Origin of the sequence: Streptococcus parasanguinis, from assembly GCF_001069785.1 — a bacterium.
Classification (GTDB): Bacteria; Bacillota; Bacilli; order Lactobacillales; family Streptococcaceae; genus Streptococcus; species Streptococcus parasanguinis_T.
The window spans coordinates 1-14,550 of record NZ_JVSR01000013.1; the positions used below are offsets into that span (position 1 = coordinate 1).

The 14,550-nt window shown below is 37.3% G+C and carries 13 protein-coding genes; 11 read left to right on the top strand and 2 right to left on the bottom strand.

Annotation, left to right across the window (positions count from 1 at the left end):
- Positions 1–269: 269 nt before the first annotated feature.
- Together ADG03_RS01010 and ADG03_RS01015 are read right to left on the bottom strand one after the other, a co-directional pair.
- On the bottom strand, positions 270–1,010 hold the full coding sequence (locus tag ADG03_RS01010; RefSeq protein WP_003007564.1) for an amino acid ABC transporter ATP-binding protein: 741 nt from the start codon (positions 1,008–1,010) through the stop codon (positions 270–272).
- Positions 1,010–3,193: an amino acid ABC transporter substrate-binding protein/permease gene (locus tag ADG03_RS01015; RefSeq protein ID WP_049473019.1), complete on the bottom strand. Its 2,184-nt coding sequence runs from the start codon at positions 3,191–3,193 to the stop codon at positions 1,010–1,012. Before ADG03_RS01015 ends, ADG03_RS01010 begins: the two co-directional genes overlap by 1 nt.
- Before the next feature lie 261 nt (positions 3,194–3,454).
- On the opposite strand from ADG03_RS01015, the gene ADG03_RS11970 reads away from it, so the two are divergent.
- The 11 genes from ADG03_RS11970 to ADG03_RS01070 all read left to right on the top strand — a co-directional run bounded on the left by ADG03_RS11970 (position 3,455) and on the right by ADG03_RS01070 (position 13,888).
- Positions 3,455–4,393 (top strand): CPBP family glutamic-type intramembrane protease, encoded by a 939-nt coding sequence (locus ADG03_RS11970; RefSeq protein WP_065426851.1) that lies wholly within the window; start codon positions 3,455–3,457, stop codon positions 4,391–4,393.
- Positions 4,394–4,544: 151 nt separating this feature from the next.
- On the top strand, positions 4,545–6,533 hold the full coding sequence (gene uvrB, locus ADG03_RS01025; RefSeq protein WP_049473016.1) for an excinuclease ABC subunit UvrB: 1,989 nt from the start codon (positions 4,545–4,547) through the stop codon (positions 6,531–6,533).
- Positions 6,534–6,547: 14 nt separating this feature from the next.
- Entirely contained in the window at positions 6,548–7,045 is a 498-nt protein-coding gene (locus tag ADG03_RS01030) for a GNAT family N-acetyltransferase (protein ID WP_049473015.1), read from the top strand.
- 93 nt (positions 7,046–7,138) lie between these two features.
- Positions 7,139–7,762 (top strand): NAD(P)H-dependent oxidoreductase, encoded by a 624-nt coding sequence (locus ADG03_RS01035; protein ID WP_049473014.1) that lies wholly within the window; start codon positions 7,139–7,141, stop codon positions 7,760–7,762.
- Between the two features lie 30 nt (positions 7,763–7,792).
- Positions 7,793–8,323, top strand: coding sequence for a hypothetical protein (locus ADG03_RS11790; RefSeq protein WP_049520946.1), 531 nt, complete (start codon positions 7,793–7,795; stop codon positions 8,321–8,323).
- Positions 8,320–8,751: a hypothetical protein gene (locus tag ADG03_RS01045; RefSeq protein ID WP_049473012.1), complete on the top strand. Its 432-nt coding sequence runs from the start codon at positions 8,320–8,322 to the stop codon at positions 8,749–8,751. Before ADG03_RS11790 ends, ADG03_RS01045 begins: the two co-directional genes overlap by 4 nt.
- 26 nt (positions 8,752–8,777) lie before the next feature.
- Entirely contained in the window at positions 8,778–9,248 is a 471-nt protein-coding gene (locus ADG03_RS01050) for an 8-oxo-dGTP diphosphatase (protein ID WP_049473011.1), read from the top strand.
- Positions 9,249–9,484: 236 nt separating this feature from the next.
- Positions 9,485–10,354 carry a helix-turn-helix domain-containing protein gene (locus tag ADG03_RS01055; protein ID WP_049473010.1) on the top strand — a complete coding sequence of 290 codons (870 nt, stop codon included), beginning with the start codon at positions 9,485–9,487 and terminating at the stop codon, positions 10,352–10,354.
- Between the two features lie 466 nt (positions 10,355–10,820).
- Positions 10,821–11,126, top strand: a complete 306-nt coding sequence (locus ADG03_RS01060; RefSeq protein WP_049473009.1) for a lactococcin 972 family bacteriocin — start codon at positions 10,821–10,823, stop codon at positions 11,124–11,126.
- A 148-nt stretch (positions 11,127–11,274) separates the two neighbouring features.
- The gene (locus ADG03_RS01065) at positions 11,275–13,251 is read left to right on the top strand and encodes a DUF1430 domain-containing protein (protein ID WP_049473020.1); all 1,977 of its coding nucleotides are present in this window, start codon (positions 11,275–11,277) and stop codon (positions 13,249–13,251) included.
- A 1-nt stretch (position 13,252) separates the two neighbouring features.
- Positions 13,253–13,888 (top strand): putative bacteriocin export ABC transporter, encoded by a 636-nt coding sequence (locus ADG03_RS01070; RefSeq protein ID WP_049473008.1) that lies wholly within the window; start codon positions 13,253–13,255, stop codon positions 13,886–13,888.
- Positions 13,889–14,550 lie beyond the last annotated feature (662 nt).

Genomic DNA, 14,550 nt, shown 5'->3' on the forward strand with positions numbered 1-14,550 from the left:
CATGACTTAGTTTTGAACCTAAAGTTTCAAAACTCCCGAGTGCTAGAAACTGATTTGTTTCTAACACTTTTCTCACAGCGGAAAGTTTCAGTATTTTCTTGGTTCATTTTTAAAATTGAAAATCATTGTTGTTCCTTTTTAGAATCGCTTTACTTATTTTATTTTAAAATAGTTAGTCCACATTCTAAGCATTTTCAGGTTTGAAAATGCTTTTTTCGTCTAAAAAAACATCTAGCAAAATTGCTAGATGCTTCAAAAATCACTATTTTTTAAACGTTTAGAACCTTATCCAAGAATTCTTTCAAACGTGGGTGTTGTGGGTTGTCGAAGATTTGGTCTGGTTTGCCATCTTCGAGGAATTCACCGTCTGCGGTAAAGATGACGCGGTTGGCTACTTGGCGGGCGAATCCCATCTCGTGGGTAACGATGATCATGGTCATGCCTTGCTCTGCCAACTCTTTCATAACGTTCAACACATCTCCGACCATCTCAGGGTCAAGGGCAGAAGTCGGTTCGTCAAAGAGCATAATATCTGGATTCATGGCGAGTCCACGAGCAATGGCCACACGTTGTTTTTGACCACCGGAAAGGCTGTTTGGATTGGCATCGGCTTTATCTGCGAGACCAACTTTTTCCAATAATTCCATCCCGACTTTTTGAGCTTCTTCGCGAGTCATCAGTTTGTGCTCTACTGGCGCAAACATAATGTTTTCTAGGACGCTCATGTGAGGGAAGAGGTTGAAGTGTTGGAAAACCATCCCAATATTTTCACGGACCAAATCAACATTGGTTTTTGGATCGGTTAGATCATATCCATTTACGGTAATTTGACCTTTTGTCACTTCTTCGAGGAGATTGAGACTGCGTAGGAAGGTCGATTTACCAGAACCGGACGGTCCAATAATACAGACCACATCCCCTTCGTAGAATTTCGTTGAGATTCCTTTTAAGACCTCATTTTCACCATAGTATTTGTGGAGGTCATGGACATCAATTTTTAATTTAGCCATTAGTTAACCTTCTTTTCTAATTGTTTTGCAAATCGTGTTAGCAAGGTGATAATCACGAGGTAGAAGACGGCAAGGATCGCATACATCTTAAAACTTTGGTAGTTTCGAGCGATGATGATCTTACCAGTTTGGAAGAGTTCTACCAATCCGATCGCAGAAACGATCGTCGTATCTTTCAGGGCAATGACGAATTGGTTAACAAAGTTTGGAAGCATGAGTTTGGTTGCTTGTGGCAAGATGATCTTGCGCATGGTCTTGCCATAGGAGATTCCCAGGCTTCGGCTGGCTTCCATCTGTCCAATCGGTACAGCTTGGATCCCCCCACGAACAATTTCTGCGATATAGGCAGCAGCATTGAGGGAGAGGGCGATGGTACCTGCGACAAAGTCGTTGATTGGGGATTGATGACCTGTGACCGATTCAATCAAGTTTGGAATTCCCCAGAAGATGAAGGCAGCGAGGATCATGAGTGGGATTCCACGAATGACATCGACGAAGATTTCCGCTGTCCAGCGGAGCCATTTATAAGGGCTAACACTAAACATCCCAAAGATAACACCGATCACCATAGCAATGGCGAAAGAGAGAAGGGCAAGGGCAAGAGTGACACCCAAACCACTTAACAATTGTTTGTAGTTGTTTTGGAGCAAGCCCCAGATCGTTGTTTCATCTGCTGTTGTACTTGAAGTACTTGATTTGCTATCTGCTTTAAGGTATTTATCGAGAATCTTTTGGTATTGACCGCTTTTCTTCAAGTTTGCAAGACCGTTATTGAACATTTCGATCAATTCAGGATTTTCACCCTTTTTAACAGCAAATGCTAGTTGACCACTTGGAGTTCCTTCGATAGGTGTTTTGAATTTACGTCCTTGTTTAATAGCGTATTTGATAACAGGTTCGTCATCCATGATCGCTGCGACAGAACCAGAATTCAAACTATCGTACATAGAAGCTCCGTCAGAGAAGGTTTTGATCTTGTAACCATATTTCTTTTGGTTCTTTTCAAGGAAATTTTGTGAGGAAGTACCGTTTTTAACACCGACTGTCTTTCCTTTTAGGTCATCATATGAATCAATCTTGCTGCTTTCTTGAACGGCTAGAATAGAATTGGCCGTGTAGTATGGTTCAGAAAAATCAAATGTTTCTTTCCGAGCATCTGTTACGGTCATCCCTGCGATCATTCCTTGCGCATGGCCGGATTGGACATCACTTACCGCTGCGTCAAATCCAGGATTATTAATCTCGATGGTAAATCCTTGGTCTTTGGCAATAGCCTTGATCAAGTCCATATCGATCCCTGTGTATTTGTTTTTTCCATTTTGGAAGACAAATGGTGCAAAAGATGAGTCACTTGAAATTACATATTTTGATTTTTTAGGAGTTGCTTTTTGACCGGCAGGAGTAGTGGTTTCTGGAACGGCACTGTTACTTGATGATTGGCTTTCACCTGTCCATTTCTTGATGATCTCATCAAGTGTTCCATCAGCTTTCATTTGAGCGAGAGCCTTGTTAAATTCAGTGATCAACTTTTCATGATTTCCACCTTTTTTAACACCAAAGGCAAAGCCACCGACTGCCTCCCCGTCCATATTGATAGCTAGGTCCTGACCCTTTTGGATGGCGTATTGAATAACAGGTTGGTCATCCATGACTGCATCCACTGCACCAGCTGATAAACTGTTATACATGAGATCACCAGTATCAAAAGTCTTGATCTTGTAGCCGTACTTGTCCTTGTTTTTATCGAGGAAGCGTTGGGCTGCAGTTCCGTTTTTAACACCGACTGTCTTCCCTTTTAATTGGCTGTACTTCGTGATTTTGTCAGCTTTCGTAGTCGCAATGACAACTTTTGTATCATAGTAAGTATCAGACATGGTGAAGACTTTTTCACGCTCGGTTGTTTTGGTCATTCCGGCCATGATGGCATCCGCTTGACCAGCTTGAACTGCGTTGACCGCTGCATCAAATCCAGGGAAGGATTTGTCCAAATCCCAGCCATTGATTTCAGCGACCTTGTCCAAGATCTCTACGTCAATTCCTTTATAGGTTTGATCTGAATCCTTAAATTCAAACGGTGCATATGCTGTGTCGAAAACGACCTTGATCGTTTCAGCATGAGCATGACCAGCGAATGCAACGATTGGAAATAAGAAAAGCAAACATGCTAGTAATTTTTTCTTCATTTCTGTCTCCTTCTAATTCTTTCTCTTAGGGGATTTGACCCATGAGCACATTGACCAAAGGATGGCCTTAAAAAAACAAATCATTCATACCAAAACGAGTATGAATGGTCTTATGTTTTTCTACAAAAGCTATTATATCATAATAGACTTTGCTTTGCAAGAAAAATCGAGTTTTCATGTTAGGTTTTCTAACATGAAACGATATTGCGGCTCTAGATTTTCTTTGCTACAATGGACCTATCAGATAAATGGAGGTTGATCATGAAGAAAGGAAAGATGATTCAGGATATAAAAACTAACACCTCATGGCCAGTTCTTATTTCTACACTATTTTATGTATTATTAGCATCTCTCTTTATAGAAGGAGGTCTTTGGATTGGTAGTGAACTTGTGGGGCCATTTTCCTTAGTGATAGGTTTTCTAGTGGAGTTCTTTTCGCCAGGAAATGGGATAGCAAGTATTCAAGAATTTTTCTACCATTATCTTCTCTATTATGAGCTTTTCAGTTTTGTAATCATACTATTTCTCTTTATTTTTTGGGTGAAGGTCATAGAGAAGAATGCTTTATCAAGCTTAGGCTTTGTAAAAAGAAATTGGCTCAAGTATCTAGTCTGGGGGATCATGATTTCACTTGTTCAAATGGGAGTGATCGCGCTTGTCTACCAAGTCAGTGGCATCGGGTCTTTTGTGTTAAATGAGCTCAGTTTAGAGCCCTTGCTTTTTATCCTAGGTTTATTCCCATTTTGGCTCCTTCAAGGTGGTACAGAAGAAGTAGCGACGCGGGGTTGGCTCCTAACTCGGATTGCTGCAAGAACCAATCTTCCCTTAGCAATCGCGATTTCTAGTAGTCTCTTTGGCATTCTTCATCTAGGAAATTCAGGAGTGACCTTCTTATCCGTTCTGAATATCATCCTTGATGGGGTGCTAGCTGGTCTGCTTTTTATCTATACCGATAGTATCTGGCTTGTGGTCGCCCAACACGGCACTTGGAACTATGTACAAGGAAATCTCCTTGGTTTCCAAGTCAGTGGCACAGGCGCAGATGCGTCTATCTTTAGTTTTACCATGGGAGATGGACCTGACTGGTTGACCGGAGGGACATTTGGTGCAGAAGGATCGATCATCACAACTCTGGTTCTTCTATTATCCGTCCTGATTGTTTACCTCTTAGGGGAAAGAAATGAAAGAGCTGTTGAATAATAAGTGTGAAATGGCTGACAGGAAATGATGATGAAAATGAAGACCGGTACTTGAGCCTGGTCTTTTTCTATGTGAGGATTCTGTCCTCAAAAGTCAGAGAAATATCATCTATTGTGGTAAAATAAGGGAAGTATAATCAAAGGAAGAAAGTATGATTAATCGAGTAACTGATAACAAATTTAAACTAGTATCCAAATACCAACCGTCTGGGGACCAACCGCAGGCCATTGAACAGTTGGTGGATAACATCGAGGGTGGTGAGAAGGCGCAAATCTTGATGGGAGCGACTGGTACGGGGAAGACCTATACCATGAGCCAGGTTATTGCCCAGGTCAATAAACCGACCTTGGTCATCGCCCACAATAAAACCCTAGCAGGCCAGCTCTATGGGGAGTTCAAAGAATTTTTCCCTGAAAATGCGGTCGAGTACTTCGTATCTTACTATGATTACTACCAGCCAGAAGCCTATGTGCCATCGAGCGATACCTATATCGAAAAAGATAGCTCGGTCAATGATGAGATTGACAAGCTTCGTCACTCCGCAACATCAGCCCTCTTAGAGCGCAATGATGTGATCGTTGTGGCTTCTGTCTCTTGTATCTATGGTTTGGGTTCGCCTAAGGAATATGCCGATAGCGTGGTGAGTCTGCGCCCCGGTCTGGAGATTTCTCGTGATCGTTTGCTCAATGATCTGGTGGACATCCAGTTTGAGCGCAATGACATCGACTTTCAACGGGGGAAATTCCGTGTTCGTGGGGACGTGGTGGAGATTTTCCCAGCTTCGCGTGATGAACATGCCTTTCGCGTTGAGTTTTTCGGGGATGAGATTGAGCGGATTCGTGAGATTGAAGCTTTGACTGGCCAAGTTCTAGGAGATGTGGACCACTTGGCCATTTTCCCTGCTACTCACTTCGTGACCAATGATGACCATATGGAAGTGGCCATTGCCAAGATTCAAGCGGAACTTGAGGAGCAGTTGAAGGTCTTTGAAAAAGAAGGCAAGCTCCTAGAAGCTCAACGCTTGAAACAGCGTACTGAGTACGATATTGAAATGCTGCGGGAGATGGGCTACACCAATGGGGTCGAAAACTACTCTCGTCACATGGATGGCCGGAGTGAAGGAGAGCCACCGTACACCCTTCTTGACTTCTTCCCTGAAGATTTCCTCATCATGATCGATGAAAGTCACATGACCATGGGACAGATCAAGGGCATGTACAATGGCGACCGTTCTCGTAAGGAAATGCTGGTCAACTATGGTTTCCGTTTACCGTCTGCCTTGGATAACCGTCCACTGCGTCGGGAGGAGTTTGAAAGCCATGTCCATCAGATTGTCTATGTGTCTGCGACACCGGGTGATTATGAGATGGAACAAACCGATACTATCATCGAGCAGATCATTCGTCCGACAGGTCTTCTCGATCCCGAGGTGGAAGTGCGTCCGACCATGGGGCAAATGGATGATCTCTTGGGTGAGATCAATGCGCGTGTAGAACGTGGAGAGCGGACCTTTGTCACCACCCTGACCAAGAAGATGGCAGAAGACTTGACCGACTACTTTAAAGAAATGGGTGTCAAGGTCAAATACATGCACTCGGACATTAAGACCTTGGAGCGGACAGAAATCATCCGTGATTTGCGTCTGGGTGTTTTTGATGTCTTGGTCGGAATCAACCTGCTTCGGGAAGGGATAGACGTACCAGAAGTTAGTCTGGTGGCCATTCTCGATGCGGATAAGGAAGGTTTCCTCCGCAATGAACGCGGACTGATCCAGACCATCGGGCGTGCAGCCCGTAATAGTGAGGGTCACGTGATTATGTATGCGGACACCATGACCCAGTCTATGCAACGTGCGATCGATGAAACGGCCCGCCGTCGTCAGATTCAAATGGCCTATAATGAAGAACATGGCATTGTGCCACAAACCATCAAGAAGGAAATCCGTGACCTGATCTCTGTTACCAAGGCGGTGGCCAAGGAAGAGGACAAGGAAGTGGATATTACCAGTCTCAACCGCCAAGAGCGCAAGGAACTGGTCAAGAAACTGCAAGGCCAAATGCAAGAAGCCGTCGAAGTGCTTGACTTCGAATTGGCAGCACAGATCCGCGATATGATGTTAGAAGTCAAGGCTTTGGATTAGATAGGATAAAGCGAATGAAGATTATCATTAAAACGATGGAAACTCCTGAAGAGATAGAAGGAAAATCTCTCGTTCATTGGCAAACGTGGAGAGAGGCTTATGACGATCTTTTACCCGCGGAATATCAGGAGACGATGACATTAGATAGATGTCGTTTCTTTAGTCAAAAGTATCCAGAAAATACCTTGATTGCGATGGATGGAAAGAAGGTCGTTGGATTTATCAGCTATGGAAATTTTTGTGATGAAGCCATTCAAGCTGGTGAAATCATTGCCTTATATGTTTTAAAAGATTACTATGGAAAAGGTGTGAGTAAACAGTTAATGCATGCTGCATTTGCTGTTCTTGATCATTTCTCTGAGATTTATTTATGGGTATTGAAAGATAATAAGCGAGCTATTGCTTTCTATCAAAAAATGGGTTTTACTTTTGATGGCCAAGAACAAATACTTAAACTTGGAAAACCTGTTAAGGAATTGCGGATGATGTGTTCTTCAAATAAAAATTCCTAAAGGACCTATCTATCAACCTTTGAACCATTATCAATTAATCAAGTAAAAAAATAAAAGAGATAGAATGAACCAAAGAAATGAAGGAGAAGACGAATGAAGATTTTAGTCATCAATGGGCATCCGGATCAGGAAAGTTACTGTCAGGCTATTTTTCAAACCATTGTCGAAACGATTGAATCAAATCGCCACGAGCTCCAAGTGATCAATCTCAATGAAGAGGACTTTGATCCGGTCCTTCGCTATGGTTATCGAAAGCGGATGGAGGAAGATTCCTTTATCCTTCGTTCTCAAGAATGGATCCAGTGGGCGGATCACCTGATCTTTGTCTATCCCATCTGGTGGAGTAGTATGCCGAGTCTTATGAAAGGTTGGATCGATCGGGTCTTCACACCTGGGATTGCCTACTCGGCCAATGATCAGGGGAGCTTTATCTGGAATTACCTCAGAGGCAAGCAATTCAAGAAGTTGCTCAAAGGGAAAACAGCTAGTATATATGCGACCTCCATGGCGCCTACTTGGTGGTACAAGATCTTTTCAGGCCCTCTCAACATTCCAGATAGTTATGGTATCTCTGTTTTGAAGAATGCCGTCTTGAACCACTGTGGGATCAAAACCAAGCGCGTCTGCATCTTGGGAGAAGTCGGCCGGGATGTGAATACCGCTAGCATGCGAGAACACCATCTCCAGAAGGTAGCAGCAGAAGTGAAGAAACTTTGAGTAAATCCTTAAGGTTAGGGAATGAGATTTGTGAAGCAGAAGAAAAATAATGTGAAGAAGGTCAAGCATCAAAATAGAATAAAGAGTAAAAGAAGCTGGTTAGATCGCTTAAACCTGTGGCTTGAAAAGCATTCAGGTATTGGTATGCTTTTGGATTTTATCATGTTTTTGGCAATGGGAGCGACCCTAGGTGTCTTTCTTTTTGACAATCATCTAATCCCAAGGACTTACCGTGATTTTAATTATCTATTTCCCTTATTCATGAATCTATATTTATTGCTGAATGGATTGTATTTTAGTTTCTTTCGAGTGCAGAAAGAAGACCGAGCTTCCATTGGAGATTTCGCAACCGTCTTTTTGTACCTGAATGCGATTACGTCTGTTTTGCATATTGGGTTTGGGATCAAAGGGCGACATATAGGAGATTTTATTCCAGCGCTTTACACCTTGAATCTGAAATACATCTGGTTTCCTATAGTGACCTATGCGATCTTCTTTATTTTAGCGGCCTTGATCTTGTTTATAATAAAATTGAGGAAAATGAAGAGAGATAAGGAATGATAAAACTCATAAAAGTATTTCAAATTATTTATATTCTTTTACTGACTTTCATGTTTGCCAACGTCCTTTTAGGATTCTTTGGCTACGCATTTACTCCACTTCTTTGGAATCCCTGGCTGTATCTTGTAGCAGTGACGGCTATTAGTCACATCTGGTATCGCTTCTATCGAAAACATGCTCCAAATTGGAAGAACCTTGTTAGTGTTCTTTTGAGTTTCTTTGCTATGGTGATTCTGGTATTTTTCATTGAGTTGTTCTTTACCTTTGATGGCCATGGTCCGGTAACGATTCACTCGGAATATTCGTTAAAAGAGAAGACCATTATCTTTGAGAGAGGCTTTCTTTTGGATATTTTTGATGAATACCATGAGCTAGTCAATCCCTTTGTGATGAAGAAAGAGGTAAAGAAAAAAGTTTATTTTGATTAATTGTTACCATCATAGAAAGGAAATTTATGTCACGCGCAACATCTACTGTACTTACCAATCTTTGTTTGGTGGAAGATCCTACGAATGGAAAAGTAGTACTCCAATACCGCTCACCAGAGCGTTACAAAAAATGGTCTGGTTATGCCTTTCCTGGAGGCCATATTGAAGAAGGAGAAAGTCTTGCAGAATCTGTCATCCGTGAAGTCTACGAAGAGACAGGACTGTCAATTACAGATCCAAAACTGGTCGCAGTCAAAGACTGGCCACTAGACGAGGGAGGTCGCTATATTGTCTTTTGCTACAAAGCGACAGAATTCACAGGCCAGCTCAGATCATCTGAGGAAGGAGAAGTTTCTTGGGTTGAGAAAGACCAATTAGAACAGTTGGACTTATCCTACGACATGCTTCCTCTGCTGGAAGTGATGGAAGACCCAGATTTGTCCGAGTACTATTATCGCAAACGGACAGACGATGATTGGGAAAAATTAAGATTTTAAGGATTTATTCAAATGATAAATTGTGGGTTATTAGAATTTTTAATAATGACAAAGATAAATATTGTAAATAGCTGTTTCAAAGTAAGAATAATATTGTCTATAAGATTCAATTGTAAAAATTATTTAAGAACCAAACAACTTTTATAAGAAATATCAATAAATATATATATATTATTGACATTATCTAAAATAATGATAAAATACACCTGCGTAGATATAGATCAGGAGGTGGGAAAATGACATTATTAGCAAGTCGATTTCGAAGTAGAAGATTAGAATTGAAGTTGTCTCAATCAGAATTAGCTGAGGGAATCTGTAAACAGGGACAAATAAGTCGAATAGAAAAAGGAAAGTATAATCCTGGATCTGATATTCTTTATAAATTAGCTCAGAAACTTAACGTACCTATGGAATATTTTTTTGATGAGAATATTTTAGCGGATAGTTCTACGCTTGGAAATTTTATAGATTTATCAAAAAAATTATTAAATCAAAGAGATTATTTCTCTCTAAAGTATTTATATAATCTAGAAAAAGAAAAAAAACATAAACTTCCGTTGTATGATCAATCATACCTTTCATGGATAGAATCAATTATTCTTTTTCATTGTGATAATAAAAAAACGGAGGCTATAAAGAAGTTAGAAACATTATTAAATAAAATGTCAGAATCAGATAGAGATTATTTTATGTTTCTAAACAGTCTTCTTAATTTCTATTCTTATATAGATTTAGAAAATGAAAAAATAAGTGGGGAAATGTATCAAAAAATCATAATTCCACTCGAAAAATCTAATATATCAATAATGGAGAATTTTGAATTATTAGTTAAAGTGCGTTATAATTACTGTCGATATTTATGGATAGATAATCAAATTAAAGAAGCAATTTCTGAAATTTTGAAAACAATCGATATTTGTAAAAAATTTAATCACTTTTATTTATTACCGGACTTATTCTGTTTATTAGGTAACGTAAGTGAAGGGTTTGCAAAAAAAGACGAAGTGAAAAAATATTTTAAATTATCTGAGACGTTGTATAGTTTATCTGGAAATGAGAAAATGGCACTCACTATAGAAAACTATATAAAAAATAACTTAATTTAATAATGTGGTTGCAATACAATTGTTTATGTATTTATCTACGGCCTCGCCTAAAGGCGAGGTTTTTTTAGATATAATTATCATATGAAGAAATAACTATAGTATATAACTTTAAAAAATAACAAAAAAATAATATTAATTATTGACAATGAATGCTTAAAGTGATACAATTCGCTTGTAAAATGAAAGGGGTTACAAGTGATGAAGAAGCTTTTTAGAAATATTTCAATTATGTTTAGTTTATTGTTATTTACTTTTGGTACTGTATATGTTTCTAATAAAGTAGAAGGTATAGATCCAGGAGTGATACATTCCAAAGAGTTCTATGATAGGAATTTCAACATTTGAATTTTCATCTATATTAATGAGTAATAAGAATATAGATAATTTTGTATGATTGGAGCTGGTTATTATGTACAATATAAAATTTTAATTATTGCTAAGATTATAAGAAATTGAGGGAAATGCTATGAATAAGATTTCTAAACTGTTAACGATTATCATATTATCTGCAACTTTGTCGATCGCTTCAATTTCATATGCAGATAGAGTTATAGTACGTGGTGGTACTTGGGATTATGGTTATGGATGGAATAATGCATATTCTCACTATAAGCATGACTATAAAAATCATGGTGCAAAGGTTGTGAATGCAAATAATGGAATTAAAAATTTTAGAAATGCTGGCCCTGGTGTTTGGGCTAAAGCATCTATAGGGACTCTTTGGGATCCAGCAACATTTTACTATAATCCTTCCGGTTTTTACTCAAATTAACGATTTTATTTGTTCTACAATATGTATTTGGTATTCATAAGTTAGAATATCATGAATTTCATAGATAAGTAAGAGGAGGAGCACCCCTCCTCTTTTAAAAATTTTGTCGAATACATTAGGGTTGAGCTTTTTAAAAGCGAGGTACAGGATGTATAGTAAGTTTAAAAAAATTTTATTAATTATTTCCTTTCTTTTGATTTGTTTAATTGGATTGTTATTCATCAATACAAATGAAAACGAGATTTTTGCTGGTTTTAGAAATGTAATAGTTGTTGAAAAATCTCCTGTCGATTTTTCTGATAAAATTAATGAATTTGTAGCTAAAAACGATATTGTTCTAGCAAGAAGAATTGTTGCTCCTGTCGATGAGTTTAATAAACAAATACAAAATACATATGTTCCAATTGGAGCCAAAAATTTACCTAAAGAGCTAAAGCAGCAAACGGATAATGAATTAATAGAAAATAGTTCATACAATACAGTTTATGTTGTTGTGAGTGGTTCTATGAATGCGGAGCAAGTAGCTGAAGGATTATTGCAGCTTAATGCCACTGTTAGAGTTTTGCCAACTAATTATGAGACTGCTCTATTTCGATTACTATTGAATACTCCACAATCAGTATTGATCGTAATTGGGATTTTAATTACCTATATCTCTTTAATACTAGCTCAACAAGTTTCTGGCATGAAAGAGGTTGGAATATTAAGAGTTTCTGGCAAAGGAAAGCATGCGATTGCTATAGAACAAACAAAAAACGATAGTATTTTTATCTTATGTTTATTGATATGTTCTGTACTTGGTATTGTTAGTACATTAATCATTTTAAGAAAATTTTCGATTCTAGCTCTGTTGATAATCTTAGTACCAGTGTTTGTTTGGGCCTTATTAATATTTATCGTTAATTTTTTTCTTTCACATTGTTTTTATTATATTCTTCAACACCAACCAATTATTTTATCAATTAAAGGAAAGGCTCCGCTAGGTTTCATCTTTGTTTTGACGATCCTAATACAGCTATTTACTTTATTTTCTGTTATGTTCTGTGTTTATGGAATGATTTCAATAACTAAAGAAGTGGAATCGTTAGAGGTAGGAAAAAGTCATTGGCAAAGGAATGCAGAATATTATGAGATAACTTCTTTAGAAGATGGCGACAGTGTTTCACAAGATCAAAAAGAAAAATTCTTTAATGAGTTATCTGACAACACTACGATTATTTATAGAAACGATATGTTAGATAATATGTTGATTTCGAACAAAGATAATAAGAATTTCGAACCAACTTCAGATTATTCTTCAAATGTAATTTATGTTAATGCTAACTACGTTTCAGTAAATAAAATTAAGTTATCTGACTCAGCAAGATTATTTCTAAAAGACATGAAAACATATGATAAAATGATTTTAATTCCAAATCGTTATCAAAATATGTTTAATCAATTAAAGAAGAAATGGGAATACTTTGAGAAAAGAGGATTTTCAACTAAGGAAACATTAGTCGAAGATACCCAACCAAATTCCAAAATTGCTAGTTTCATATACGAAGGTGGTGACTTGTTTACTTATCCAGTTTACTCTTTAATTGGAAGGCAATTTTCAAATGAAGCAATGGTCCATGATCCAATTATTGTTGTGGAAAAACCTAACTATGCTTTATTGCCAACCTCGTTCTTAATAGTTAACCATTCTGAAAAAGTAACTACGTTAATTCGAAAATATAAATTGACAGCTTCCTTCGGTTCACTTACTAGTGGCTTATTATCTATTGAGAAAAGAATTGATATGATAGTAACAAGAAAATACTTTTTACTTGCTACGACTGTTTTAAGTATTACTACCTCATTTTTATTGTTCATTTTGATGAATAGTATTTATTTTTATCAAGAAAGGAGGAAACATTTTATAGAACGTTTGGCTGGGAAAAACCAATTATGTATTCATCGAGTTTATCTTGGATTACTTATTACGTGCTTTACTCTAATTGGTATTTGTACAATTGTTTTAAGATTTTCTTTTCTACTAATATTAGTCCCGTTTGTATACTTATTATTGTTGCTAATTATATTTGCATTTCAATTAATTAAAGAGAAAAGAGTAAATATTTTATTTCTAAAAGGAGCTTAATATGATCGAATTAAGAAATATTAATAAAGGATTCGATGACCGTATTGTTCTAGAGAATTTAAATTATAATTTTTATGAAGGGAATTCTTATGCTCTGATAGGTGCATCTGGTGCTGGAAAAACCACATTACTAAATATTATTGGTAAATTAGAAGAAGCTGATTCAGGAGATATAATTGTAAATGATATTAATCTAAATAATATTAAAGAAAAGGATTATTTCAAAAATTATCTTAGTTATTTGTTTCAAAATTTTGGTCTTATCGAAAATAAGTCGATTCAAGAAAACTTAATGTTGGCTTTTGTTGGAGAGAAAATAGGCAAGTTAGAAAAGCAACAGAAAATGAATGAAGCTTTAAAAAGGGTTCATCTTGATGTGAATCTAAATCGTAAAATATATACTCTTTCAGGAGGAGAAGCTCAACGTGTAGCTCTAGCTAAAACAATTTTAAAAGATTCACCAATTATATTAGCAGATGAACCAACTGCATCTGTAGATCAAAAGAATAGTGAAGAAATAATAGAATTGATATTGCGCTTAAAGAAAGAAAATAAAATTATAATAATAGCTACTCACTCTCCTGACATCTATAACCAAGTTGATCATATTTTAGAAATAAAAGGTGAACAAAAATGAAATTTAATTATACAAATATATTGCTACAGTTAATCATCTTTATAAATTCTTCTTTTATCATATTGACACAAATGAACAATGTTAGACAGCCTGTTAAAATATTGATTCAATTCATTTGTTTATTGAGTTTTTTATCTACTGTAATTAACTTCTATAATTATTTAAAAGTAGATAAAGATTAACATGATTGAAAATTAAGCTTTAAAGTAAAGAGGCTAGAGGTATCAAGCTCTCAGATTTAAGATAAATTCATCTCAGAAACTTTTCTTAGGTGAGTACGGACGTCAGAGAACTTTGTAGAAGTTCCATGACTGAATAAAGATACAAAGGGGTCTGCGGATAAAGTCAAAATAGGAAGCAGGAAAGAAGTACTGTTGTATGGGATTGCTTCGTTGTACTGGCCCCACAAGGCTGATTAGGATTTTTCCGAGCTAAAAGGTGAGAGAAGAATTCAATCAGCTACTGTGTCTTGGATTTAGTACTAATGTATTTTGTGCTTTTTGACACAATCAGCAGCCCGTGTTCAATTAGTATTGAGCCCGTTCGCTCTTTAATTTGTGGGCTCAGGCTAAAACAGTTTCCCAAACTGTTTTACTCTCAATAATTCCGAGTGAGGCTGGGACAAAAGTCCTAGCCTCTCAATTATTTTTGGATTGTCGAGC

Coding starts and splice junctions, on each gene's coding strand:
- ADG03_RS11970 (WP_065426851.1), top strand. CDS start 3,455: ATGAAGAAAGGAAAGATGATTCAGGATATAAAAACTAACACCTCATGG.
- ADG03_RS01070 (WP_049473008.1), top strand. CDS start 13,253: ATGATCGAATTAAGAAATATTAATAAAGGATTCGATGACCGTATTGTT.
- ADG03_RS01060 (WP_049473009.1), top strand. CDS start 10,821: ATGAATAAGATTTCTAAACTGTTAACGATTATCATATTATCTGCAACT.
- ADG03_RS01045 (WP_049473012.1), top strand. CDS start 8,320: ATGATAAAACTCATAAAAGTATTTCAAATTATTTATATTCTTTTACTG.
- ADG03_RS01050 (WP_049473011.1), top strand. CDS start 8,778: ATGTCACGCGCAACATCTACTGTACTTACCAATCTTTGTTTGGTGGAA.
- ADG03_RS01030 (WP_049473015.1), top strand. CDS start 6,548: ATGAAGATTATCATTAAAACGATGGAAACTCCTGAAGAGATAGAAGGA.
- ADG03_RS01055 (WP_049473010.1), top strand. CDS start 9,485: ATGACATTATTAGCAAGTCGATTTCGAAGTAGAAGATTAGAATTGAAG.
- ADG03_RS01035 (WP_049473014.1), top strand. CDS start 7,139: ATGAAGATTTTAGTCATCAATGGGCATCCGGATCAGGAAAGTTACTGT.
- ADG03_RS01010 (WP_003007564.1), bottom strand. CDS start 1,010: ATGGCTAAATTAAAAATTGATGTCCATGACCTCCACAAATACTATGGT.
- uvrB (WP_049473016.1), top strand. CDS start 4,545: ATGATTAATCGAGTAACTGATAACAAATTTAAACTAGTATCCAAATAC.
- ADG03_RS01015 (WP_049473019.1), bottom strand. CDS start 3,193: ATGAAGAAAAAATTACTAGCATGTTTGCTTTTCTTATTTCCAATCGTT.
- ADG03_RS01065 (WP_049473020.1), top strand. CDS start 11,275: ATGTATAGTAAGTTTAAAAAAATTTTATTAATTATTTCCTTTCTTTTG.